Consider the following 16,082-nt stretch of genomic DNA (forward strand, 5'->3'; position numbering starts at 1 on the left):
AGTGGGGTCGTGCAAGGTGGACACCAGATCCGAACCGGCCGAGCTGGAGGGGGCCTCAGCCATGACTGTGTCCGTAGGAACCACGCCTGAGCAGGCGAACGAGAAGCCGTCGGACGAGGCGTTGCGGCCGCACGCCGAAGACGCCTTTGCCGGTGAACTCGCCGCGCTGGCCGCGCAGGACGACCGGCCGCGTCCGGTCCGCTGGAAGATGTCGCCGTGGGCGGTCGCCACCTATCTGCTCGGCGGCACGCTGCCGGACGGCACGGTGATCACGCCGAAGTACGTCGGCCCGCGCCGCATCGTCGAGGTCGCCGTCACCACCCTCGCCACCGACCGCGCCCTGCTGCTGCTCGGCGTGCCCGGCACGGCGAAGACCTGGGTGTCCGAGCACCTCGCGGCGGCGGTCAGCGGTGACTCGACCCTGATCGTGCAGGGCACCGCCGGCACCCCGGAGGAGGCGATCCGCTACGGCTGGAACTACGCGCAGCTGCTGGCCAACGGCCCGAGCCGTGGCGCCCTCGTGCCCAGCCCCGTCATGCGGGCCATGGCGGAGGGGATGACCGCGCGGGTCGAGGAGCTGACCCGGATCCCGGCCGACGTACAGGACTCGCTCATCACGATCCTGTCGGAAAAGACGTTGCCGATACCGGAGTTGGGGCAGGAGGTGCAGGCCGTCCGCGGCTTCAATCTCATCGCCACGGCCAACGACCGCGACCGTGGAGTCAACGACCTCTCCAGCGCGCTGCGCCGCCGTTTCAACACGGTGGTGCTGCCGTTGCCGGAGAGCGCGGACGCCGAGGTCGAGATCGTCGCCCGCCGCGTCGACCAGATCGGCCGCTCCCTCGACCTGCCCGCCGTGCCCGAGGGCGTCGACGAGATCCGCCGCGTGGTGACCGTCTTCCGCGAACTGCGCGACGGGATCACGGCGGACGGGCGGACGAAGCTCAAGTCGCCCAGCGGCACGCTGTCGACCGCTGAGGCGATCTCCGTCGTCACCAACGGCCTTGCCCTGGCGGCCCACTTCGGCGACGGACTGCTGCGGCCCAGCGATGTCGCCGCGGGCATCCTCGGCGCCGTCGTCCGCGATCCGGCGGCCGACCGGGTCATCTGGCAGGAGTACCTGGAGGCGGTCGTCCGCGAACGCGACGGCTGGAAGGACTTCTACCGGGCCTGCCGGGAGGTGAGCGCGTGAGCGGCTTCAGGGGGACGGTCGACGACGACTCCGCGTGGAGTCTGACCCGGAGGGGAGGGGGACGGAGTGGCAGGAGTTGAGGGGGGCCGGGGCGCCGGACCGCTGTTGCTCGGGGTGCGGCATCACGGGCCCGGTTCGGCGCGGGCCGTGCGGGCGGCGCTGGACGCGGCCCGGCCGCGGGTCGTCCTGATCGAAGGGCCGCCGGAGGCCGACGCGTTGATCCCGCTGGCCGCCGACGAGGACATGCGGCCGCCGGTCGCGCTCCTCGGCCACGCCGTGGACGAGCCGGGCCGCTCGGCCTTCTGGCCGCTGGCCGAGTTCTCCCCGGAGTGGGTCGCCATCCGATGGGCGCTGGAGCACGAGGTCCCGGCCCGTTTCATCGACCTCCCGGCCACGCACACGCTGGCGTGGGGAAAGGACGACGCCGAGGGCGAGTTGACGGGGGAGGAGCAGCCGCCGGGCCCGACTGCCGAGCCCCCGACCGCAGAGACCCCGGCCGCCGGGACTCCGTCCAGCGAATCCCCTTCCGCTTCGGATCCCTCCGGCCCGGACCCCTCAGACCCGGGCACCGACATCCGTGTCGATCCCCTCGCCGTCCTCGCCGAGGCCGCCGGCTACGACGATCCCGAGCGCTGGTGGGAGGACGTCGTCGAGCACCGGGGTGTGGGGGAGCGGGACGCGTTCGCGCCGTTCACCGCGCTGGAGGAGGCGATGGGGGCGCTGCGCGAGACGTACGGGGTCGGCGGGCACGAGCGGGATCTGGTGCGTGAGGCGTATATGCGGCTCCAAGTGCGGGCGGCGCAGCGGGAGTTCGAGGACGACGTGGCCGTGGTGTGCGGGGCCTGGCATGTGCCGGCGCTGCGGCAGAAGGCGTCCGTCGCCGCGGACCGTGCGCTGCTGAAGGGGCTGCCCAAGGTCAAGGCCGATCTGACCTGGGTGCCGTGGACGCACCGCCGGCTGTCGCGGGCCAGCGGGTACGGCGCGGGGATCGACTCGCCGGGCTGGTACGGCCATCTGTTCAGCGCCCCGGACCGGCCGGTCGAGCGGTGGATGACCAAGGTGGCGGGACTGTTCCGGGAGGAGGACCGGATCGTCTCCCCGGCCCATGTCATCGAGGCCGTACGGCTGGCGGAGACGCTTGCCGTGATGCGCGGGCGGCCGTTGCCGGGACTCGGGGAGACCACCGACGCGGTGCGGGCGGTGATGTGCGAGGGCTCGGACATCCCGCTGGCGCTGGTGCACGACCGGCTCGTCGTCGGGGATGTGCTGGGCGAGGTGCCGCCGGGTGCGCCTGCCGTGCCGTTGCAGCGTGACCTCGACCGGTCGCAGCGCAGGCTGCGGATCAAACCGGAGGCGCTGGAGCGGGAGTTGGAGCTCGACCTGCGCAAGGAGACCGACGCCGGGCGCAGCAGGCTCCTGCACCGGCTGCGGCTGCTGGGTGTCGAGTGGGGCGAGCCGACCGCGTCGCGGGGGAGCACGGGTACGTTCCGGGAGACCTGGCGGCTGCGCTGGGAGCCGGAGTTGGCGGTGCGGGTCGCCGAGGCGGGGGTCTGGGGGACCACCGTGCTCGCGGCGGCGACCGCGAAGGCGGAGGCGGACGCCGTCGGGGCGCAGAGCCTCGCCGACGTCACCGCCCTCGCCGAGCACTGCCTGCTGGCCGAACTGCCGGACGCGCTCCCAGTAGTGATGAAGGTCCTCGCCGACCGCGCGGCCCTCGACACCGACGTCGGTCATCTCGCCCAGGCGCTGCCCGCGTTGGTCCGTTCGCTGCGCTACGGCGACGTACGAGGCACCGACACCGGCGCGCTGACGGAGGTCGCGGCCGGCCTCGCCGAGCGCGTCTTCGTCGGGCTGCCCCCGGCCTGCGCGGCCCTCGACGCGGATGCCGCGGAGGAGATGCGGCGGCATGTGGACGCGGTGCACGGGGCGGTGGCGCTGTTGGGCGACGCCTCTGGAACCGGCCACGGTGACACCTCTGAGCCTGGGCAGAGCGACGGACATGGCCCGGGACCTGGTCACGGTGGCCTGCGTGACCGCTGGCGCGCGGTCCTCCGCACGCTCTCCGCGCGGGACACCGTCCCCGGCGTCATCCGGGGCCGAGCCGTACGACTCCTGCTGGACGAAGGCGAGTTGGGGCCGGACGAGGCGGCCCGGCTGATGGGGCTCGTGCTCTCGCCCGGGACACCGCCCGCCGACGCGGCCGCGTGGATCGAGGGGTTCGTCGGCGGCGGGGGTGGGCTGCTCCTCGTGCACGACGAGCGGTTGCTCGGACTGGTGGACGCGTGGCTGACCGGGGTGCCGGCGGAGGCGTTCACGGACGTACTGCCTTTGCTGCGGCGAACATTCTCGTCGTACGAGCCCGGAGTGCGCCGGACACTCGGGGAGTTGGTGCGGCGCGGACCGGGGAAGCAGGTGGGTACGGCGGCGACGGCGGCCGGGATACCCGGGTTCGGGGCAGAGTTGGACGCGGGGCGCGCGGACGCGGTGGTGCCGGTGCTGCGGCTGCTGCTGGGGCTGGACGACAACGAGCTTGTGGGGGTGGCGGGATGACGGGCAACAGCAGGCAGGGCACGCGGAGGCCGGGGGAGCGGGTCCAACTGGCGCGTGCCGGTGGGGGCGTGGACCGGCCGGTGACGGCCGCGCGGGTCGTACCGCTGTGGGAAGGACTGCGTACGGGGGTGCGCGGATGACGGCCGAGGCGGTCGCGGTCGGCGGGGTCGCGGATCCCGGGCAGCCCGGCCAGGAGCGGTTGCGGCGGTGGCGGCTGGTGCTCGGGGGTGACGCGGCGGACGGCACCGGGTGCGAGCTGTCCGGGCAGGACGCCGCGATGGACGGGGCGCTGGCCGCGCTGTACGGCAGGCAGGACAAGGGGCGGGCGGCGAAGGACCGTTCGGCGGGGCTCGGGGCGTCGGCGCCGTCCGTCGCGCGCTGGCTCGGGGACATCCGGACGTACTTCCCGTCCTCCGTCGTCCAGGTCATGCAGCGCGACGCCATCGACCGGCTCGGGCTGTCCGCGCTGCTTCTCGAACCGGAGATGCTGGAGGCGGTCGAGGCCGACGTGCATCTCGTCGGCACGCTGCTCTCCCTCAACAAGGCGATGCCGGAGACCACGAAGGAGACGGCGCGGGCGGTCGTCCGCAAGGTCGTCCAGGACCTGGAGAAGCGGCTCGCCTCCCGCACCCGGGCCACCCTCACCGGCGCGCTCGACCGCAGCGCCCGTATCAACCGGCCGCGCCACCACGACATCGACTGGAACCGCACGATCGCGGCCAACCTCAAGCACTACCTGCCCGAGTACCGGACGATCGTGCCGGAGCGGCTGATCGGATACGGGCGGGCGTCCCAGTCCGTGAAGAAGGAGGTCATCCTCTGCATCGACCAGTCCGGTTCGATGGCGGCGTCGGTCGTCTACGCCTCCGTGTTCGGGGCGGTGCTGGCGTCGATGCGGTCGATCAACATCCGGCTCGTCGTCTTCGACACGGCGGTCGTCGACCTCACCGACCAGCTCGACGACCCGGTGGACGTGCTCTTCGGGACCCAGCTCGGCGGCGGTACGGACATCAACAGGGCGCTCGCGTACTGCCAGTCGCAGATCACCCGGCCCGCCGAGACGGTGGTCGTGCTGATCAGCGACCTCTATGAGGGGGGCATTCGGAACGAGATGCTGAAGCGGGTGGCGGCGATGAAGGCGTCGGGGGTGCAGTTCGTGACCCTGCTCGCGCTCTCCGACGAGGGCACGCCCGCCTACGACCGCGAACACGCCTCCGCGCTGGCCGCGTTGGGCGCGCCGGCCTTCGCCTGTACGCCCGACCTGTTCCCGGAGGTGATGGCGGCGGCGATCGAGAAGCGGCCGTTGCCGATACCGGACACCGCGTGACGAACTGGCGTGTGCAGTAGGGGGCTTGTGCGTACAGGGGACACCCGTGCGAGGATCGTCGCCTCATGAACTGGCCCGCCGCACTGTCCGGTGCCGCTCTGCGCGTGACGCGTACGGCGGTTGGGCGGCGTGTGCGTCGACGGGTGCTTCAAGTCGCCCTGCTGGTCGGTGGGTTGTTCGTGCTCGGCGTTGTCTTCGGGGGGCAGGCGCAGGCGGCGGAGGGCGGTTCGGTCCCGGCGCGGCCGGTGCGTCTGGGCCAGCCGCGGCCGCAGCCGGTGCATCTGGGCGAGCCCGGGATTCCGGTGGTGGCTTCGGTGGTGAAGTCGGTTCCGGTGCTGGTTCCGGAGACCGCGGCTCAGGTCGTACAGCCGGTCGCCGAGGTCGTGAAGGCGGTGACCGAGGTGTTGGCCAAGGTCCAGGTGCCGCCGCTTTCGTCGCTGCCGGCTCTGCCCTCGTTGCCCGCCGAGCCGACTCTTCCGGTGCAGACGCTTCCGGCACAGTCGACACCGGTGCCGGTCCCCGCCACCCCACAGCCCTCGCACGGCGCCGGAAGCAACGTGGGCGTGGCCACCACGGCTCACAGGCACGCCTCGGAGCCCGCGGCGGTCTCCACCCACGTGGCCATCAGCGCCACGTACGGGCCGAACGTCGGGGCCGTGGGCCGCGCAGCCGCCGTACGTCCCGCCCCGTCTCCTTCCGCCGGACGCACCCCCGCTCAGCACCAGGCACCCGTCGGCGACCCCGACGGCGCGCAGCGCAATCAGGCGGGTGTGGACAACGGTGGCTCGCGGCACTGTGACGCGTGTGCGGTGACCTTGGGCTTCCGCGTACCCGTGCGGATCGTGCCCGGTGTCGTCGTGGGCGCGGACGCGGCGGAGACCCGGGACAGGTACCGGGACGTTCCCGTCTTCCCAGGCTAGGCAGGGCCCTTCCGGCAGTTGAGCTGCCCGGAATGTCGCCATGCCCCCCTTTTCGGAACGCCTGAGGAACCGACGTACGCATGAGCAGCAACACGAGCCCGAGCATGAGCACGAACATCGACATTGCCCCGGCCGAACTCCGGCGACGCCTCGTCGACGCCCACGTTTCCGTCCCGAGAGGCTCCCGAGTCAGGGCCGCCGCGGCCATCCAGGGTGCACGGGCCGCACGCAATGTCTGCGCCCGGACCGTTCGGCACTGGGAGTGACGACTCCGTGAGGCAGTGACCCCGGACGGCCGAATGCCGTCGGCCTGTCCGGAGTCCGTCTCGCGGTATGGGGCCTCGCCGGGCCAACCCCAACCCGGTGAGGCCCCGCCCGAACCACCGGCCCGGGCCGGCCTCCCGAATCACCCACCCGAACGACCTGCCCGTACGTCCCGCCCGCGGCACTCCGTGTCACGGAATCCGGCATCATGTGACAGGTATCACCGCTCAGGTGTGACCCTCGATTTAGGGGCCCCCTGCAAGCAGCGATAACCTGCGAGACGGACATGCCGCGCGCTCGGTCACCGTGTGCGCCTCCCTTGTGACAGCGGACGTCACGTTGCCCTTCGCGGCACGCCCACGCATCCAACGAACCGCGATATCACTGAGGACGGAAGCGCGTGGACCTGTTCGAGTATCAGGCGAGGGACCTCTTCGCCAAGCACGATGTACCGGTGCTGGCCGGTGAAGTCATCGACACGCCTGAGGCGGCCCGCGCAGCCACCGAGCGGCTCGGTGGCAAGTCCGTCGTCAAGGCCCAGGTGAAGGTCGGCGGCCGTGGCAAGGCCGGTGGCGTGAAGCTCGCCGCCACCCCGGACGAGGCCGTCGCGCGTGCGACGGACATCCTCGGCATGGACATCAAGGGCCACACGGTCCACAAGGTGATGATCGCCGAGACCGCGCCCGAGATCGTCGAGGAGTACTACGTCTCGTACCTCCTCGACCGCACCAACCGCACCTTCCTCGCCATGGCGTCCGTCCAGGGCGGCGTGGAGATCGAGGTCGTCGCGGAGGAGAACCCCGAGGCCCTCGCGAAGGTCCCGGTCAACGCCAACGAGGGCGTGAGCATCGAGAAGGCCCGCGAGATCGTGGCGCAGGCCAAGTTCCCGGCCGACGTCGCGGAGCAGGTCGCCGAGATCCTGGTGACGCTGTGGGACACCTTCGTCAAGGAGGACGCCCTCCTGGTCGAGGTCAACCCGCTCGCGAAGGTCGCCGACGGCCGCGTGATCGCGCTCGACGGCAAGGTCTCCCTCGACGAGAACGCCGAGTTCCGCCAGGCGGACCACGCGGCGCTCGAGGACAAGGACTCGGCGAACCCCCTTGAGGCGGCCGCCAAGGCCAAGAACCTCAACTACGTCAAGCTCGACGGCGAGGTCGGCATCATCGGCAACGGCGCGGGTCTCGTCATGAGCACCCTCGACGTCGTCGCGTACGCCGGTGAGAACCATGGTGGCGTGAAGCCGGCCAACTTCCTCGACATCGGCGGCGGCGCGTCCGCGGCCGTGATGGCGAACGGCCTGGAGATCATCCTCGGCGACCCGGACGTCAAGTCCGTGTTCGTCAACGTCTTCGGCGGCATCACCGCGTGCGACGAGGTCGCCAACGGCATCGTCCAGGCGCTGCAGCTGCTCGCGGACAAGGGCGAGGAAGTCACCAAGCCCCTCGTCGTCCGCCTCGACGGCAACAACGCCGAGCTGGGTCGCAAGATCCTCTCCGACGCCAACCACCCGCTGGTCCAGCGCGTGGACACCATGGACGGCGCGGCCGACAAGGCCGCCGAGCTCGCGGCTGCGAAGTAAGGGACGAGGGACAAAACAGCCATGGCTATCTTCCTCACCAAGGACAGCAAGGTCATCGTCCAGGGCATGACCGGCTCCACGGGCATGAAGCACACCAAGCTCATGCTGGCCGACGGCACGAACATCGTCGGTGGCGTGAACCCGCGTAAGGCGGGCACGTCCGTAGACGTCGACGGCACCGAGATCCCGGTCTTCGGCACGGTCGCCGAGGCGATCGAGAAGACGGGCGCGAACGTGTCCGTCCTCTTCGTACCGCCGGCCTTCTCCAAGGCCGCGGTCGTCGAGGCGATCGACGCCGAGATCCCGCTCGCGGTCGTCATCACCGAGGGCATCGCCGTCCACGACTCGGCCGCGTTCTACGCGTACGCGGTCGCGAAGGGCAACAAGACCCGGATCATCGGCCCGAACTGCCCCGGTCTCATCACCCCGGGGCAGTCGAACGCCGGCATCATCCCGGGCGACATCACCAAGCCGGGTCGTATCGGCCTGGTCTCGAAGTCCGGCACGCTGACGTACCAGATGATGTACGAGCTGCGTGACATCGGCTTCTCGTCCGCCGTCGGCATCGGTGGCGACCCGGTCATCGGCACCACGCACATCGACGCGCTGGCCGCGTTCGAGGCCGACCCCGACACCGACCTGATCGTGATGATCGGTGAGATCGGTGGCGACGCGGAGGAGCGGGCCGCGGACTTCATCGCGAAGAACGTGACGAAGCCGGTCGTCGGTTACGTCGCGGGCTTCACCGCGCCCGAGGGCAAGACGATGGGCCACGCCGGTGCCATCGTCTCCGGTTCCTCCGGTACGGCCGCCGCGAAGAAGGAGGCCCTCGAGGCCGCCGGCGTCAAGGTCGGCAAGACCCCGACCGAGACGGCCAAGCTCGCCCGCGAGATCCTGGCCGGCTGAGCCACCCCGCTTCACGTCGATGGGCCCGTCCCCTTGGGTGGGGGCGGGCCCATCGACGCGTCATGGGGTACCGGGTCCGGTCGTCGGGCGGCCGCGGGCACGTCGTGGCCGTTCGCGCAGTTCCCCGCGCCCCTAAAGGACGGGCCTGCTGAATGGGTTGTCGGGTGGCTGCGGGTGCGTCGTGGCTGGTCGCGCAGTTCCCCGCGCCCCTGAAAAGCGCGGGCCGGCCTGCGTTTTTGAGCGACGCAGTTCCGCGCGCCCCTTAAAAACGCAGGTCGGCTGAAACGGGGCCGTCTTTAAGGGGCGCGGGGAACTGCGCGACCAGCCCCCACCGGGCCGCAGTCGACGGACTACCGGCTCAGCGGCGCCAACCTCTCCGGACCGTTCGTCATCCCGCTTCGCAAACGGTCCCGGAGAGCAACCTCCTCCTCGGACAAGGAACCCTGCACCACCCGCGCAGGCACCCCCTCCACCCGTTCCCCCACCGGCACCGGCGCCTCATAACGCGTGGGCGCAACCCGCACGGTGAACGTCGTCGCCCCGATGATCGCGACGGTGAACGCGATCGCCGCCCGGGTCCAGAACACGGTCCGGCGTTCGCCCACGAACCGAACCGTCGGCGGCTTGGCCGCGTGCAACCGCCCCGTGGAGGCGAGTCCGGTCATCCGCCGGTGCAACTCGGTCGGGTCGGACAACTCCGGCAACTGCGCGGCAAGCGCCTCGCGCGCGTGCAGCAGCCGGTTGGCCGCCGCCGGCGTACTCGCCTCCGTCTCCGCCGCCGTCTCCGCGAGCCCGAGCCCGACCCCGTCGAAGAGGAGAAGCGTGCGGCGGTACGACGGCGGGAGCTTGAGGAGGGCGGTCAGCAGGGCGCGGTCGGCGGCGTCCGGCGGCGGGGGTTCCGGGTGGCGGTATCTGGGCCGGAACCGGTGCCAGGGGGAGAGCGCGTGCTCGTACGCCACCGCCCGCACCCAGCCGGCCGGGTCACGGTCGACCGCCACCTCCGGCCAGCGCTGCCACGCGACCTGGAACGCCCGCTCCACGGACTCCCGCGCCAACTCGCGCCGCCCGGTGAGCAGATACGCCTGCCGTACGAGGGCGGGCGCGCAGAACGCGTAGAGCGCGTCGAAGGCCTGAGCGGGCGTCAGGGGCGCGCGGGACGGTTCGTCGATCGGTACGGGGACCGGGACGGGGGCAGGGACGAGGACGGGTTCGAGCACGGCGGTGTCATCCACCACCTCGACCTCGACCACCTCGATCTCGGCCTCGGCCTTGGCCAACTCGACCTCGACCACCTCAACCCCGACCGACTCGACCGGCTCGACCGCCAGAGGCTTCGTCACCGTCTCCTCTTCACCCAGGCTGGTGAGCAATTTCGCGTACGCCTCCCGTTTCCGGCCACGTGGTGTCGTACGGCCGGTCTCCCACGACCGCACCGTCTCGCGGCTGACGCCCACCCGCTCGGCGACCTGAGCCTGCGTCAGCGAGCCCGCCTCGCGCAGGCGTCGGCGTTCCTTGGGCGGAGGGAGCGGGGTTGCAGGGCTCTGCGTCACCGAACGCCCCTTCGTACGAAAAAGTACATAAACGTATATTGAGCGACACTTCCGAGGTTCGCCTGTTACGACGATAAAGCGCGTGTCGTTGGGAGCATGGCGGGCGTGATGCCGATGACCCACCGCCGAGCGCTGTTGTCGCCCCTGCTCACCCGGATGCGCGACCGATCCCCCGGACTGGCCGCCAGCCTGTTGGGTGGCGCGGTCGCGGCCGGGCTCGGGCTCGGCTCGTTCGCGGTGCTCGTGATGGTGCTCTGGATCAGCTCGCCGTACCCCGACAGCGGGCCCGGCGGCGCCCTGCACATGGCCGCCGCCCTGTGGCTCCTTGCGCACGGCGTCGAACTCGTCCGCGCCGACACGCTCTCCGGGGTCCCCGCCCCCGTGGGCGTCACCCCGCTGCTCCTCCTCGCCCTGCCCCTGTGGCTGCTGCACCGCGCGGCCCGGCACGCGGTGCTGGGCGGGAGCGACGGCGAGGACGACTCCGATGCCCCGCCTCTGATCGCCGCCCGCACCGCCTGGACCGGCGTCGCCCTCGGCTACCTCGCCGTCGGCACCGCCGCCGCCCTCTACGCGTCCGGCGGCGAACTCTCCCCCTCCTGGAGCTGGACCGCGGTCTGTCTGCCGCTGCTCGCCGCGGGCGCGGCCGGTTCCGGCGTGTGGACGGCGTACGGCCGCCCGCGCGAACCCGTGCTGAGCGTGCTGATCCACCTGCCGGCCGGGCTGCGACGGCTCGTCCTCGGCCCGGAGGCCCGTGAGTCGAGGGCACGTATCGGTACCGCGGTGCGCGCGGCGGGACTCGGTGCGGCGGTGCTCGTCGGGGGCGGCGCGCTGCTGCTCGGCGCGTCCCTGGTCTGGCACGGCGGTGCCGCCCGGACGTCGTTCCTCCAGCTGACGGAGGGGATGTCGGGCCGGTTCGCCGTCCTGCTGCTCTGCCTCGCGCTGATCCCGAACGCGGCGGTGTGGTCCGCGTCCTACGGCCTCGGCCCCGGCTTCGCCCTCGGCGTCCACCACACGGTCGCCCCCCTCTCCTCGGCCCCGGCCCCGCTCCTCCCGCCCTTCCCCCTCCTCGCGGCGGTCCCGGACGCGGGCACCGGAACCCCGCTGAACTGGCTCGCCGGACTGGTGCCGGTGGCTGCCGCCGTGATGGTGGGGTGGTTCGTGGCCCGGGTCGCGGTGGGCGGCTCCGCGCGTCAACGGGGCGATGGAGCAGGCGAGTTGACGGAGGATCAGAAGCGGAAGGCGGCCGGCGCCGGACTCCGCCAACAGCCGCCGCACGCCTCCTCCGTGCACACCTCCTCCTCCTCCAACGCCCCCTCCGCGCACGCCCCTTGGGCGCAAGGCCGCACCGCCGCCACCGCCCTGCTCGCCGCCGCGCTCTGCGCCGTAGCGCTGGGTCTGCTCGCGGAGTTGTCCGGGGGGCCGCTCGGGAGTGCCGCGCTGGCACGGTTCGGGCCGGTGTGGTGGCAGATCGGGGGAGCGGCGCTGGCGTGGATCGCGGCGGTGGCGGTGCCTACGGCGCTGGGGTTGCGCGCGTGGCGGCTGCGGGAACGGCGGGTGTCGGTACCGACGATCGGGAAGCCGAGGGAAGCCGAGGTCGCCCCCGCCCCCGTCCCTGCCCCCACCCCCGTCGCAGGCGACCCGGTGCCCTGGTTCCGGCGGCCGCTCGCGGTCGGCCGGGGTTGGTTCACCCGCAAGCCGAAGAAGCCGCAGCAGCCGGTCCCCGTACCCGTCCCGGCGCAGGCCCCCGTCGATCAGCCGTACATCGCCTACGACCACGACCCCACGTTCGACCCGTACGACTTCCTGCCCGTCGACGTGCCGTCGGAGCTGGCGCCCACCCCCTGGTACGACGACGCCTCCCGCGAGGCCCGCTGGGCGGCCTTGAGGGAGGCGTCCACGTCGTCCACGCCACCGGAACCCGCGGAACACACGGACGAGCCGGAACCGCCGGTGGGTTGAGTCAGTCGGCGGTGCCCAGGAACCCCCGCAGCTCCTTCGGCAGCAGCTGGTTGCAGGACTGCTTGGCCTGGTTCGTGAGGGCGTCGTTCGCGCAGGTGTAGTAGTCCTTGTAGACCAGCTGCGCGACGAACATCGCGGCCACCAGGGCGATCGCCAGGGACGCGGTGACCAGGCCGCTGATCGCCGCCGTCGTCTGCGGGCGGGCCTGTGTGTCGGGCACCGCGGGGGTGTCCGGGTTCGGCGTGGGGGACTTGGCGCGCAGGGCGCTGCCGCCCCAGTAGAGGGCCAGCGAGCCGAGCAGCAGGGACACGTACGGCCAGCCGAAGAGGACGAAGAAGAAGGCCCACATACCGCTCAGCAGGGCGTAACGCGCGCGGCGCTGGGCCGGGTCCGTCGGGTCCCAGCGCATGCCGCCCTGGCGGGGGCCGCCGTTGCCCGGGCCCTCGGGGCCGCTCTGTCCGGTGGGGCCGCCGGGCCGGTCGCCGAAGTTGCCCGAGGAACGCCCCGGCTGCCGGTCGCTCCACTGACTGCCCCACGGCGAGTGACCGCCGTCACCCTGCGGGGCGTCGCCGTCCTCGCCGGACTCCGGGCGCCGCGGCTGCCAGGGCCGGTCCGGGGTGCCCTCGGGCGGCGGCGCGAAGGGATTGTCGTCCTGCCCCGCACCGCTCTTCCCGTCCGAGGGCGCGTCGGGCGGCGACGAGGGCCGCTCCCGGAGCAGCACGGACTGCGGCGGGAACGTGAGAAGTCGCAGACTGCGGTCCGGCATCAAATGAGCGTCTTCCCCTTGATGGATACGTCTTTGTGGATACGTCTCTCCGAGATGAGCTGTCAGTCCGTGAACGCGTCGCACGACAAGCGCGTTCCCGGACCCGCTCTCCGCAGACGCTACCTTCCGGCCACGCCCCCGTCCCGTGGGGGCTGTCCGGTGTGCCGGTATCGTTGCTGACGGTCGGCCGCTTCGTAGACTTCCCCGTATCCCAGGGCGCGAAGCATTCGTATGAACGCACGAGTCGACCTGACGACACGCTCCCCCGAGAAAGGGCCCCGCCGTGGCCGCCAAGCCCGTGGCCAAGCGCCTCGTCGTGCTGGTCTCCGGATCCGGTACGAATCTGCAGGCGCTCCTCGACGCCGTCGAGACCGCCGGCACCGAGGCGTACGGAGCCGAGATCGTGGCTGTGGGCGCGGACCGCGAGGGCATCGAGGGCCTCGCCCGTGCCGAGCGGGCCGGACTGCCCACCTACGTGTGCAGGGTGAAGGACTTCGGGACGCGTGAGGAGTGGGACGCGGCCCTCGCCGAGGCCACCGCCGCCCACGAGCCCGATCTGATCGTGTCGGCCGGGTTCATGAAGATCGTGGGCAAGGAGTTCCTGGCCCGCTTCGGCGGCCGGGTCGTGAACACGCACCCCGCCCTGCTGCCCAGTTTTCCGGGAGCCCACGGCGTACGGGACGCGCTCGCGTACGGCGCCCGGGTCACCGGCTGCACCGTCCACTTCGTCGACGACGGCGTCGACACCGGGCCGATCATCGCTCAGGGCGTGGTCGAGATCCGGGACGAGGACGACGAGAGCGCTCTGCACGAGCGCATCAAGGAAGTCGAGCGCACGCTGCTCGTCGATGTCGTGGGGCGGCTCGCCCGCAACGGCTATCGCATTGAGGGACGAAAGGTAGTTATCCAGTGACCGCCGAGAACATCGAGAGCGGCAAGCGGGCCATCCGTCGCGCGCTCGTCAGCGTCTACGACAAGACCGGCCTGGAGGAGCTGGCCCGCGGCCTGCACGAGGCGGGCGTGGAGCTCGTCTCCACGGGTTCCACCGCCGCCCGTATCGCCGCCGCCGGTGTCCCCGTCACCAAGGTCGAGGAGCTGACCGGCTTCCCCGAGTGCCTGGACGGCCGGGTCAAGACCCTGCACCCCAAGGTGCACGCCGGCATCCTCGCCGACCTGCGCCTGGAGAGCCACCGTCAGCAGCTCGACGAGCTGGGCGTGGCCCCCTTCGACCTGGTGGTCGTCAACCTGTACCCGTTCCGGGAGACGGTCGCCTCCGGCGCGTCCGCCGACGAGTGCGTCGAGCAGATCGACATCGGCGGCCCGTCGATGGTCCGCGCCGCCGCCAAGAACCACCCGTCGGTCGCGGTCGTCACCAGCCCCGCGCGCTACGCCGACGTCCTGAACGCCGTACAGAACGGCGGTTTCGACCTCTCCACCCGCAAGCGGCTCGCGGCGGAGGCGTTCCAGCACACGGCGGCCTACGACGTGGCGGTGGCGAGCTGGTTCGCGAGCGAGTACGCGCCCGTGGACGAGTCGCAGTTCCCCGACTTCCTGGGTGCCACCTGGGAGCGCGAGAACACCCTGCGCTACGGCGAGAACCCGCACCAGCCCGCAGCCCTCTACGTCGACGGCAGCGGTGGCGGTCTCGCGCAGGCCGAGCAGCTGCACGGCAAGGAGATGTCGTACAACAACTACACGGACACGGACGCCGCCCGCCGTGCCGCGTACGACTACGAAGAGCCCTGTGTCGCGATCATCAAGCACGCCAACCCGTGCGGTATCGCGATCGGTTCGGACGTCGCCGAGGCGCACCGCAAGGCGCACGCGTGTGACCCGCTGTCGGCGTTCGGCGGGGTGATCGCGGTCAACCGACCGGTGACGAAGGAGCTGGCCGAGCAGGTCGCGCCGATCTTCACCGAGGTCATCGTCGCGCCCGACTACGAGGAGGGCGCGCTGGAGATCCTCGCCAAGCGCAAGAACCTCCGGGTGCTGAAGACCCCGGCCGGTCCGTCGAACGCGGTCGAGGTCAAGCCGATCGACGGAGGCGTCCTGCTCCAGGTCACCGACCGGCTCCAGGCCGACGGCGACGACCCGGCCAACTGGACGCTGGCGACGGGCGACGCGCTCTCCGAGGCCGACCTCGCCGACCTCGCCTTCGCGTGGAAGGCCTGCCGCGCGGTGAAGTCCAACGCGATCCTGCTGGCCAAGGACGGTGCCTCGGTCGGCGTCGGCATGGGCCAGGTCAACCGCGTCGACTCCGCGAAGCTCGCCGTCGAGCGGGCGGGCGAGGAGCGGGCCCGGGGGTCGTTCGCGGCCTCGGACGCGTTCTTCCCGTTCCCGGACGGGCTCGAGGTCCTGACCGAGGCGGGCGTCAAGGCCGTTGTCCAGCCCGGCGGTTCGCTCCGCGACGAGCTGACGATCGAGGCCGCGAAGAAGGCGGGCGTCACGATGTACTTCACGGGGACGCGGCACTTCTTCCACTGACGGGTCGCGCACGCGCCAGGAGTACGGGGCTCCCGCACAGGTCGACCTGTGCGGGAGCCCCGTCGTTCGTGCGGTGGATCAGGTGAGCCAGACCGAGCAGGACGCGGACGTCACCCACTTGTGGGAGCGGATGTTGTTGTCCACGACGAAGCCGTTGCTGAAGTGGTTGTCGCTCAGGTTGTCCGCGAAGTACTCGTTCGGGGACAGGCAGGCGTAACCGCCGCCGTAGCCGGCCAGGTACCAGAACTGGACGACGTCGTTGCCGCCGGTGTAGCCGGCGTTCATGACGGACGACGCCCGGTCCCAGACTCCGGTGAAGCCGCCGCCCGCCGCGTTCCAGTCGCTGTCGTTGCCGGCCGTCGACCCCAGGAGCGTGCCCTGGCAGTCCAGGCCGTCCCAGGCGTAGACGTTGCCGTTGCGGCCCGGCCACTTGTTGTTGCAGCCGGTGACCTGGGCGCCGGTGTCGGACGCCTGGGCGGCCGTGGCGGGCACGCCGAGCCCCAGGGCGGTCAGGCCGACGACGGCCGCCGCGATGGCGAGTTTGCGCATGGTGGATCCCCCTTGTTCTCGTGTGGGTGCTACAGA

At 71.8% G+C, this 16,082-nt stretch carries 14 protein-coding genes; 11 read left to right on the plus strand and 3 right to left on the minus strand.

Features of this window, described 5'->3' with window-relative positions; translation table 11 throughout:
* Positions 1-61 precede the first annotated feature (61 nt).
* The 8 genes from OO69_RS09900 (at position 62) to sucD (ending at position 8,738) form a co-directional block, all read left to right on the plus strand.
* Positions 62-1,192, plus strand: a complete 1,131-nt coding sequence (locus OO69_RS09900) for an ATP-binding protein (RefSeq protein ID WP_033280098.1) — start codon at positions 62-64, stop codon at positions 1,190-1,192.
* 66 nt (positions 1,193-1,258) lie between these two features.
* Complete coding sequence (locus OO69_RS09905) at positions 1,259-3,742, plus strand: DUF5682 family protein (protein ID WP_033280099.1); 2,484 nt, start codon at positions 1,259-1,261, stop codon at positions 3,740-3,742.
* Complete coding sequence (locus OO69_RS51900; RefSeq protein WP_158713368.1) at positions 3,739-3,882, plus strand: hypothetical protein; 144 nt, start codon at positions 3,739-3,741, stop codon at positions 3,880-3,882. Before OO69_RS09905 ends, OO69_RS51900 begins: the two co-directional genes overlap by 4 nt.
* Positions 3,879-5,069: a vWA domain-containing protein gene (locus OO69_RS09910; protein WP_033280100.1), complete on the plus strand. Its 1,191-nt coding sequence runs from the start codon at positions 3,879-3,881 to the stop codon at positions 5,067-5,069. The genes OO69_RS51900 and OO69_RS09910 overlap by 4 nt, the downstream gene beginning before the upstream one ends.
* A gap of 65 nt (positions 5,070-5,134) precedes the next feature.
* Positions 5,135-5,989, plus strand: coding sequence for a hypothetical protein (locus OO69_RS09915; RefSeq protein ID WP_033280101.1), 855 nt, complete (start codon positions 5,135-5,137; stop codon positions 5,987-5,989).
* Positions 5,990-6,069: 80 nt separating this feature from the next.
* Complete coding sequence (locus OO69_RS50055; protein ID WP_078652358.1) at positions 6,070-6,255, plus strand: hypothetical protein; 186 nt, start codon at positions 6,070-6,072, stop codon at positions 6,253-6,255.
* Positions 6,256-6,653: 398 nt separating this feature from the next.
* Positions 6,654-7,832 carry an ADP-forming succinate--CoA ligase subunit beta gene (gene sucC, locus OO69_RS09920; protein WP_033280102.1) on the plus strand — a complete coding sequence of 393 codons (1,179 nt, stop codon included), beginning with the start codon at positions 6,654-6,656 and terminating at the stop codon, positions 7,830-7,832.
* A 21-nt stretch (positions 7,833-7,853) separates the two neighbouring features.
* The gene (sucD, locus tag OO69_RS09925; RefSeq protein ID WP_019066811.1) at positions 7,854-8,738 is read left to right on the plus strand and encodes a succinate--CoA ligase subunit alpha; all 885 of its coding nucleotides are present in this window, start codon (positions 7,854-7,856) and stop codon (positions 8,736-8,738) included.
* A gap of 350 nt (positions 8,739-9,088) precedes the next feature.
* Here sucD and OO69_RS09930 read toward each other — a convergent pair whose 3' ends face one another.
* Positions 9,089-10,288 carry a helix-turn-helix domain-containing protein gene (locus tag OO69_RS09930; protein WP_033280103.1) on the minus strand — a complete coding sequence of 400 codons (1,200 nt, stop codon included), beginning with the start codon at positions 10,286-10,288 and terminating at the stop codon, positions 9,089-9,091.
* Positions 10,289-10,384: 96 nt separating this feature from the next.
* Here OO69_RS09930 and OO69_RS09935 point away from each other — a divergent pair, with 96 nt between their 5' ends.
* Positions 10,385-12,247 carry a DUF6350 family protein gene (locus tag OO69_RS09935; RefSeq protein WP_033280104.1) on the plus strand — a complete coding sequence of 621 codons (1,863 nt, stop codon included), beginning with the start codon at positions 10,385-10,387 and terminating at the stop codon, positions 12,245-12,247.
* A gap of 1 nt (position 12,248) precedes the next feature.
* On the opposite strand, the gene OO69_RS09940 is transcribed toward OO69_RS09935, so the two are convergent.
* Positions 12,249-13,013, minus strand: coding sequence for a hypothetical protein (locus OO69_RS09940; protein WP_033280105.1), 765 nt, complete (start codon positions 13,011-13,013; stop codon positions 12,249-12,251).
* 283 nt (positions 13,014-13,296) lie between these two features.
* On the opposite strand from OO69_RS09940, the gene purN reads away from it, so the two are divergent.
* Both purN and purH read left to right on the plus strand, forming a co-directional pair.
* A complete protein-coding gene (gene purN / locus OO69_RS09945) occupies positions 13,297-13,926 on the plus strand; it encodes a phosphoribosylglycinamide formyltransferase (RefSeq protein ID WP_033280106.1) in 630 nt (209 codons plus the stop codon).
* The gene (gene purH, locus OO69_RS09950) at positions 13,923-15,497 is read left to right on the plus strand and encodes a bifunctional phosphoribosylaminoimidazolecarboxamide formyltransferase/IMP cyclohydrolase (protein ID WP_033280107.1); all 1,575 of its coding nucleotides are present in this window, start codon (positions 13,923-13,925) and stop codon (positions 15,495-15,497) included. The genes purN and purH overlap by 4 nt, the downstream gene beginning before the upstream one ends.
* 78 nt (positions 15,498-15,575) lie before the next feature.
* Here the strand turns inward: purH and OO69_RS09955 are convergent, their stop codons facing one another.
* Entirely contained in the window at positions 15,576-16,046 is a 471-nt protein-coding gene (locus OO69_RS09955) for a hypothetical protein (RefSeq protein WP_033280108.1), read from the minus strand.
* Positions 16,047-16,082: the final 36 nt, after the last annotated feature.

The organism is Streptomyces sp. NRRL F-525, assembly GCF_000716605.1.
Lineage (GTDB): Bacteria > Actinomycetota > Actinomycetes > Streptomycetales > Streptomycetaceae > Streptomyces.

What these genes read in the sequence shown, in the direction of transcription:
- OO69_RS09940 (WP_033280105.1), bottom strand. Translation starts at nt 13,013, where the DNA reads ATGCCGGACCGCAGTCTGCGACTTCTCACGTTCCCGCCGCAGTCCGTG.
- OO69_RS50055 (WP_078652358.1), top strand. Translation starts at nt 6,070, where the DNA reads ATGAGCAGCAACACGAGCCCGAGCATGAGCACGAACATCGACATTGCC.
- OO69_RS51900 (WP_158713368.1), top strand. Translation starts at nt 3,739, where the DNA reads ATGACGGGCAACAGCAGGCAGGGCACGCGGAGGCCGGGGGAGCGGGTC.
- sucD (WP_019066811.1), top strand. Translation starts at nt 7,854, where the DNA reads ATGGCTATCTTCCTCACCAAGGACAGCAAGGTCATCGTCCAGGGCATG.
- OO69_RS09935 (WP_033280104.1), top strand. Translation starts at nt 10,385, where the DNA reads ATGGCGGGCGTGATGCCGATGACCCACCGCCGAGCGCTGTTGTCGCCC.
- OO69_RS09955 (WP_033280108.1), bottom strand. Translation starts at nt 16,046, where the DNA reads ATGCGCAAACTCGCCATCGCGGCGGCCGTCGTCGGCCTGACCGCCCTG.
- OO69_RS09910 (WP_033280100.1), top strand. Translation starts at nt 3,879, where the DNA reads ATGACGGCCGAGGCGGTCGCGGTCGGCGGGGTCGCGGATCCCGGGCAG.
- OO69_RS09900 (WP_033280098.1), top strand. Translation starts at nt 62, where the DNA reads ATGACTGTGTCCGTAGGAACCACGCCTGAGCAGGCGAACGAGAAGCCG.
- OO69_RS09915 (WP_033280101.1), top strand. Translation starts at nt 5,135, where the DNA reads ATGAACTGGCCCGCCGCACTGTCCGGTGCCGCTCTGCGCGTGACGCGT.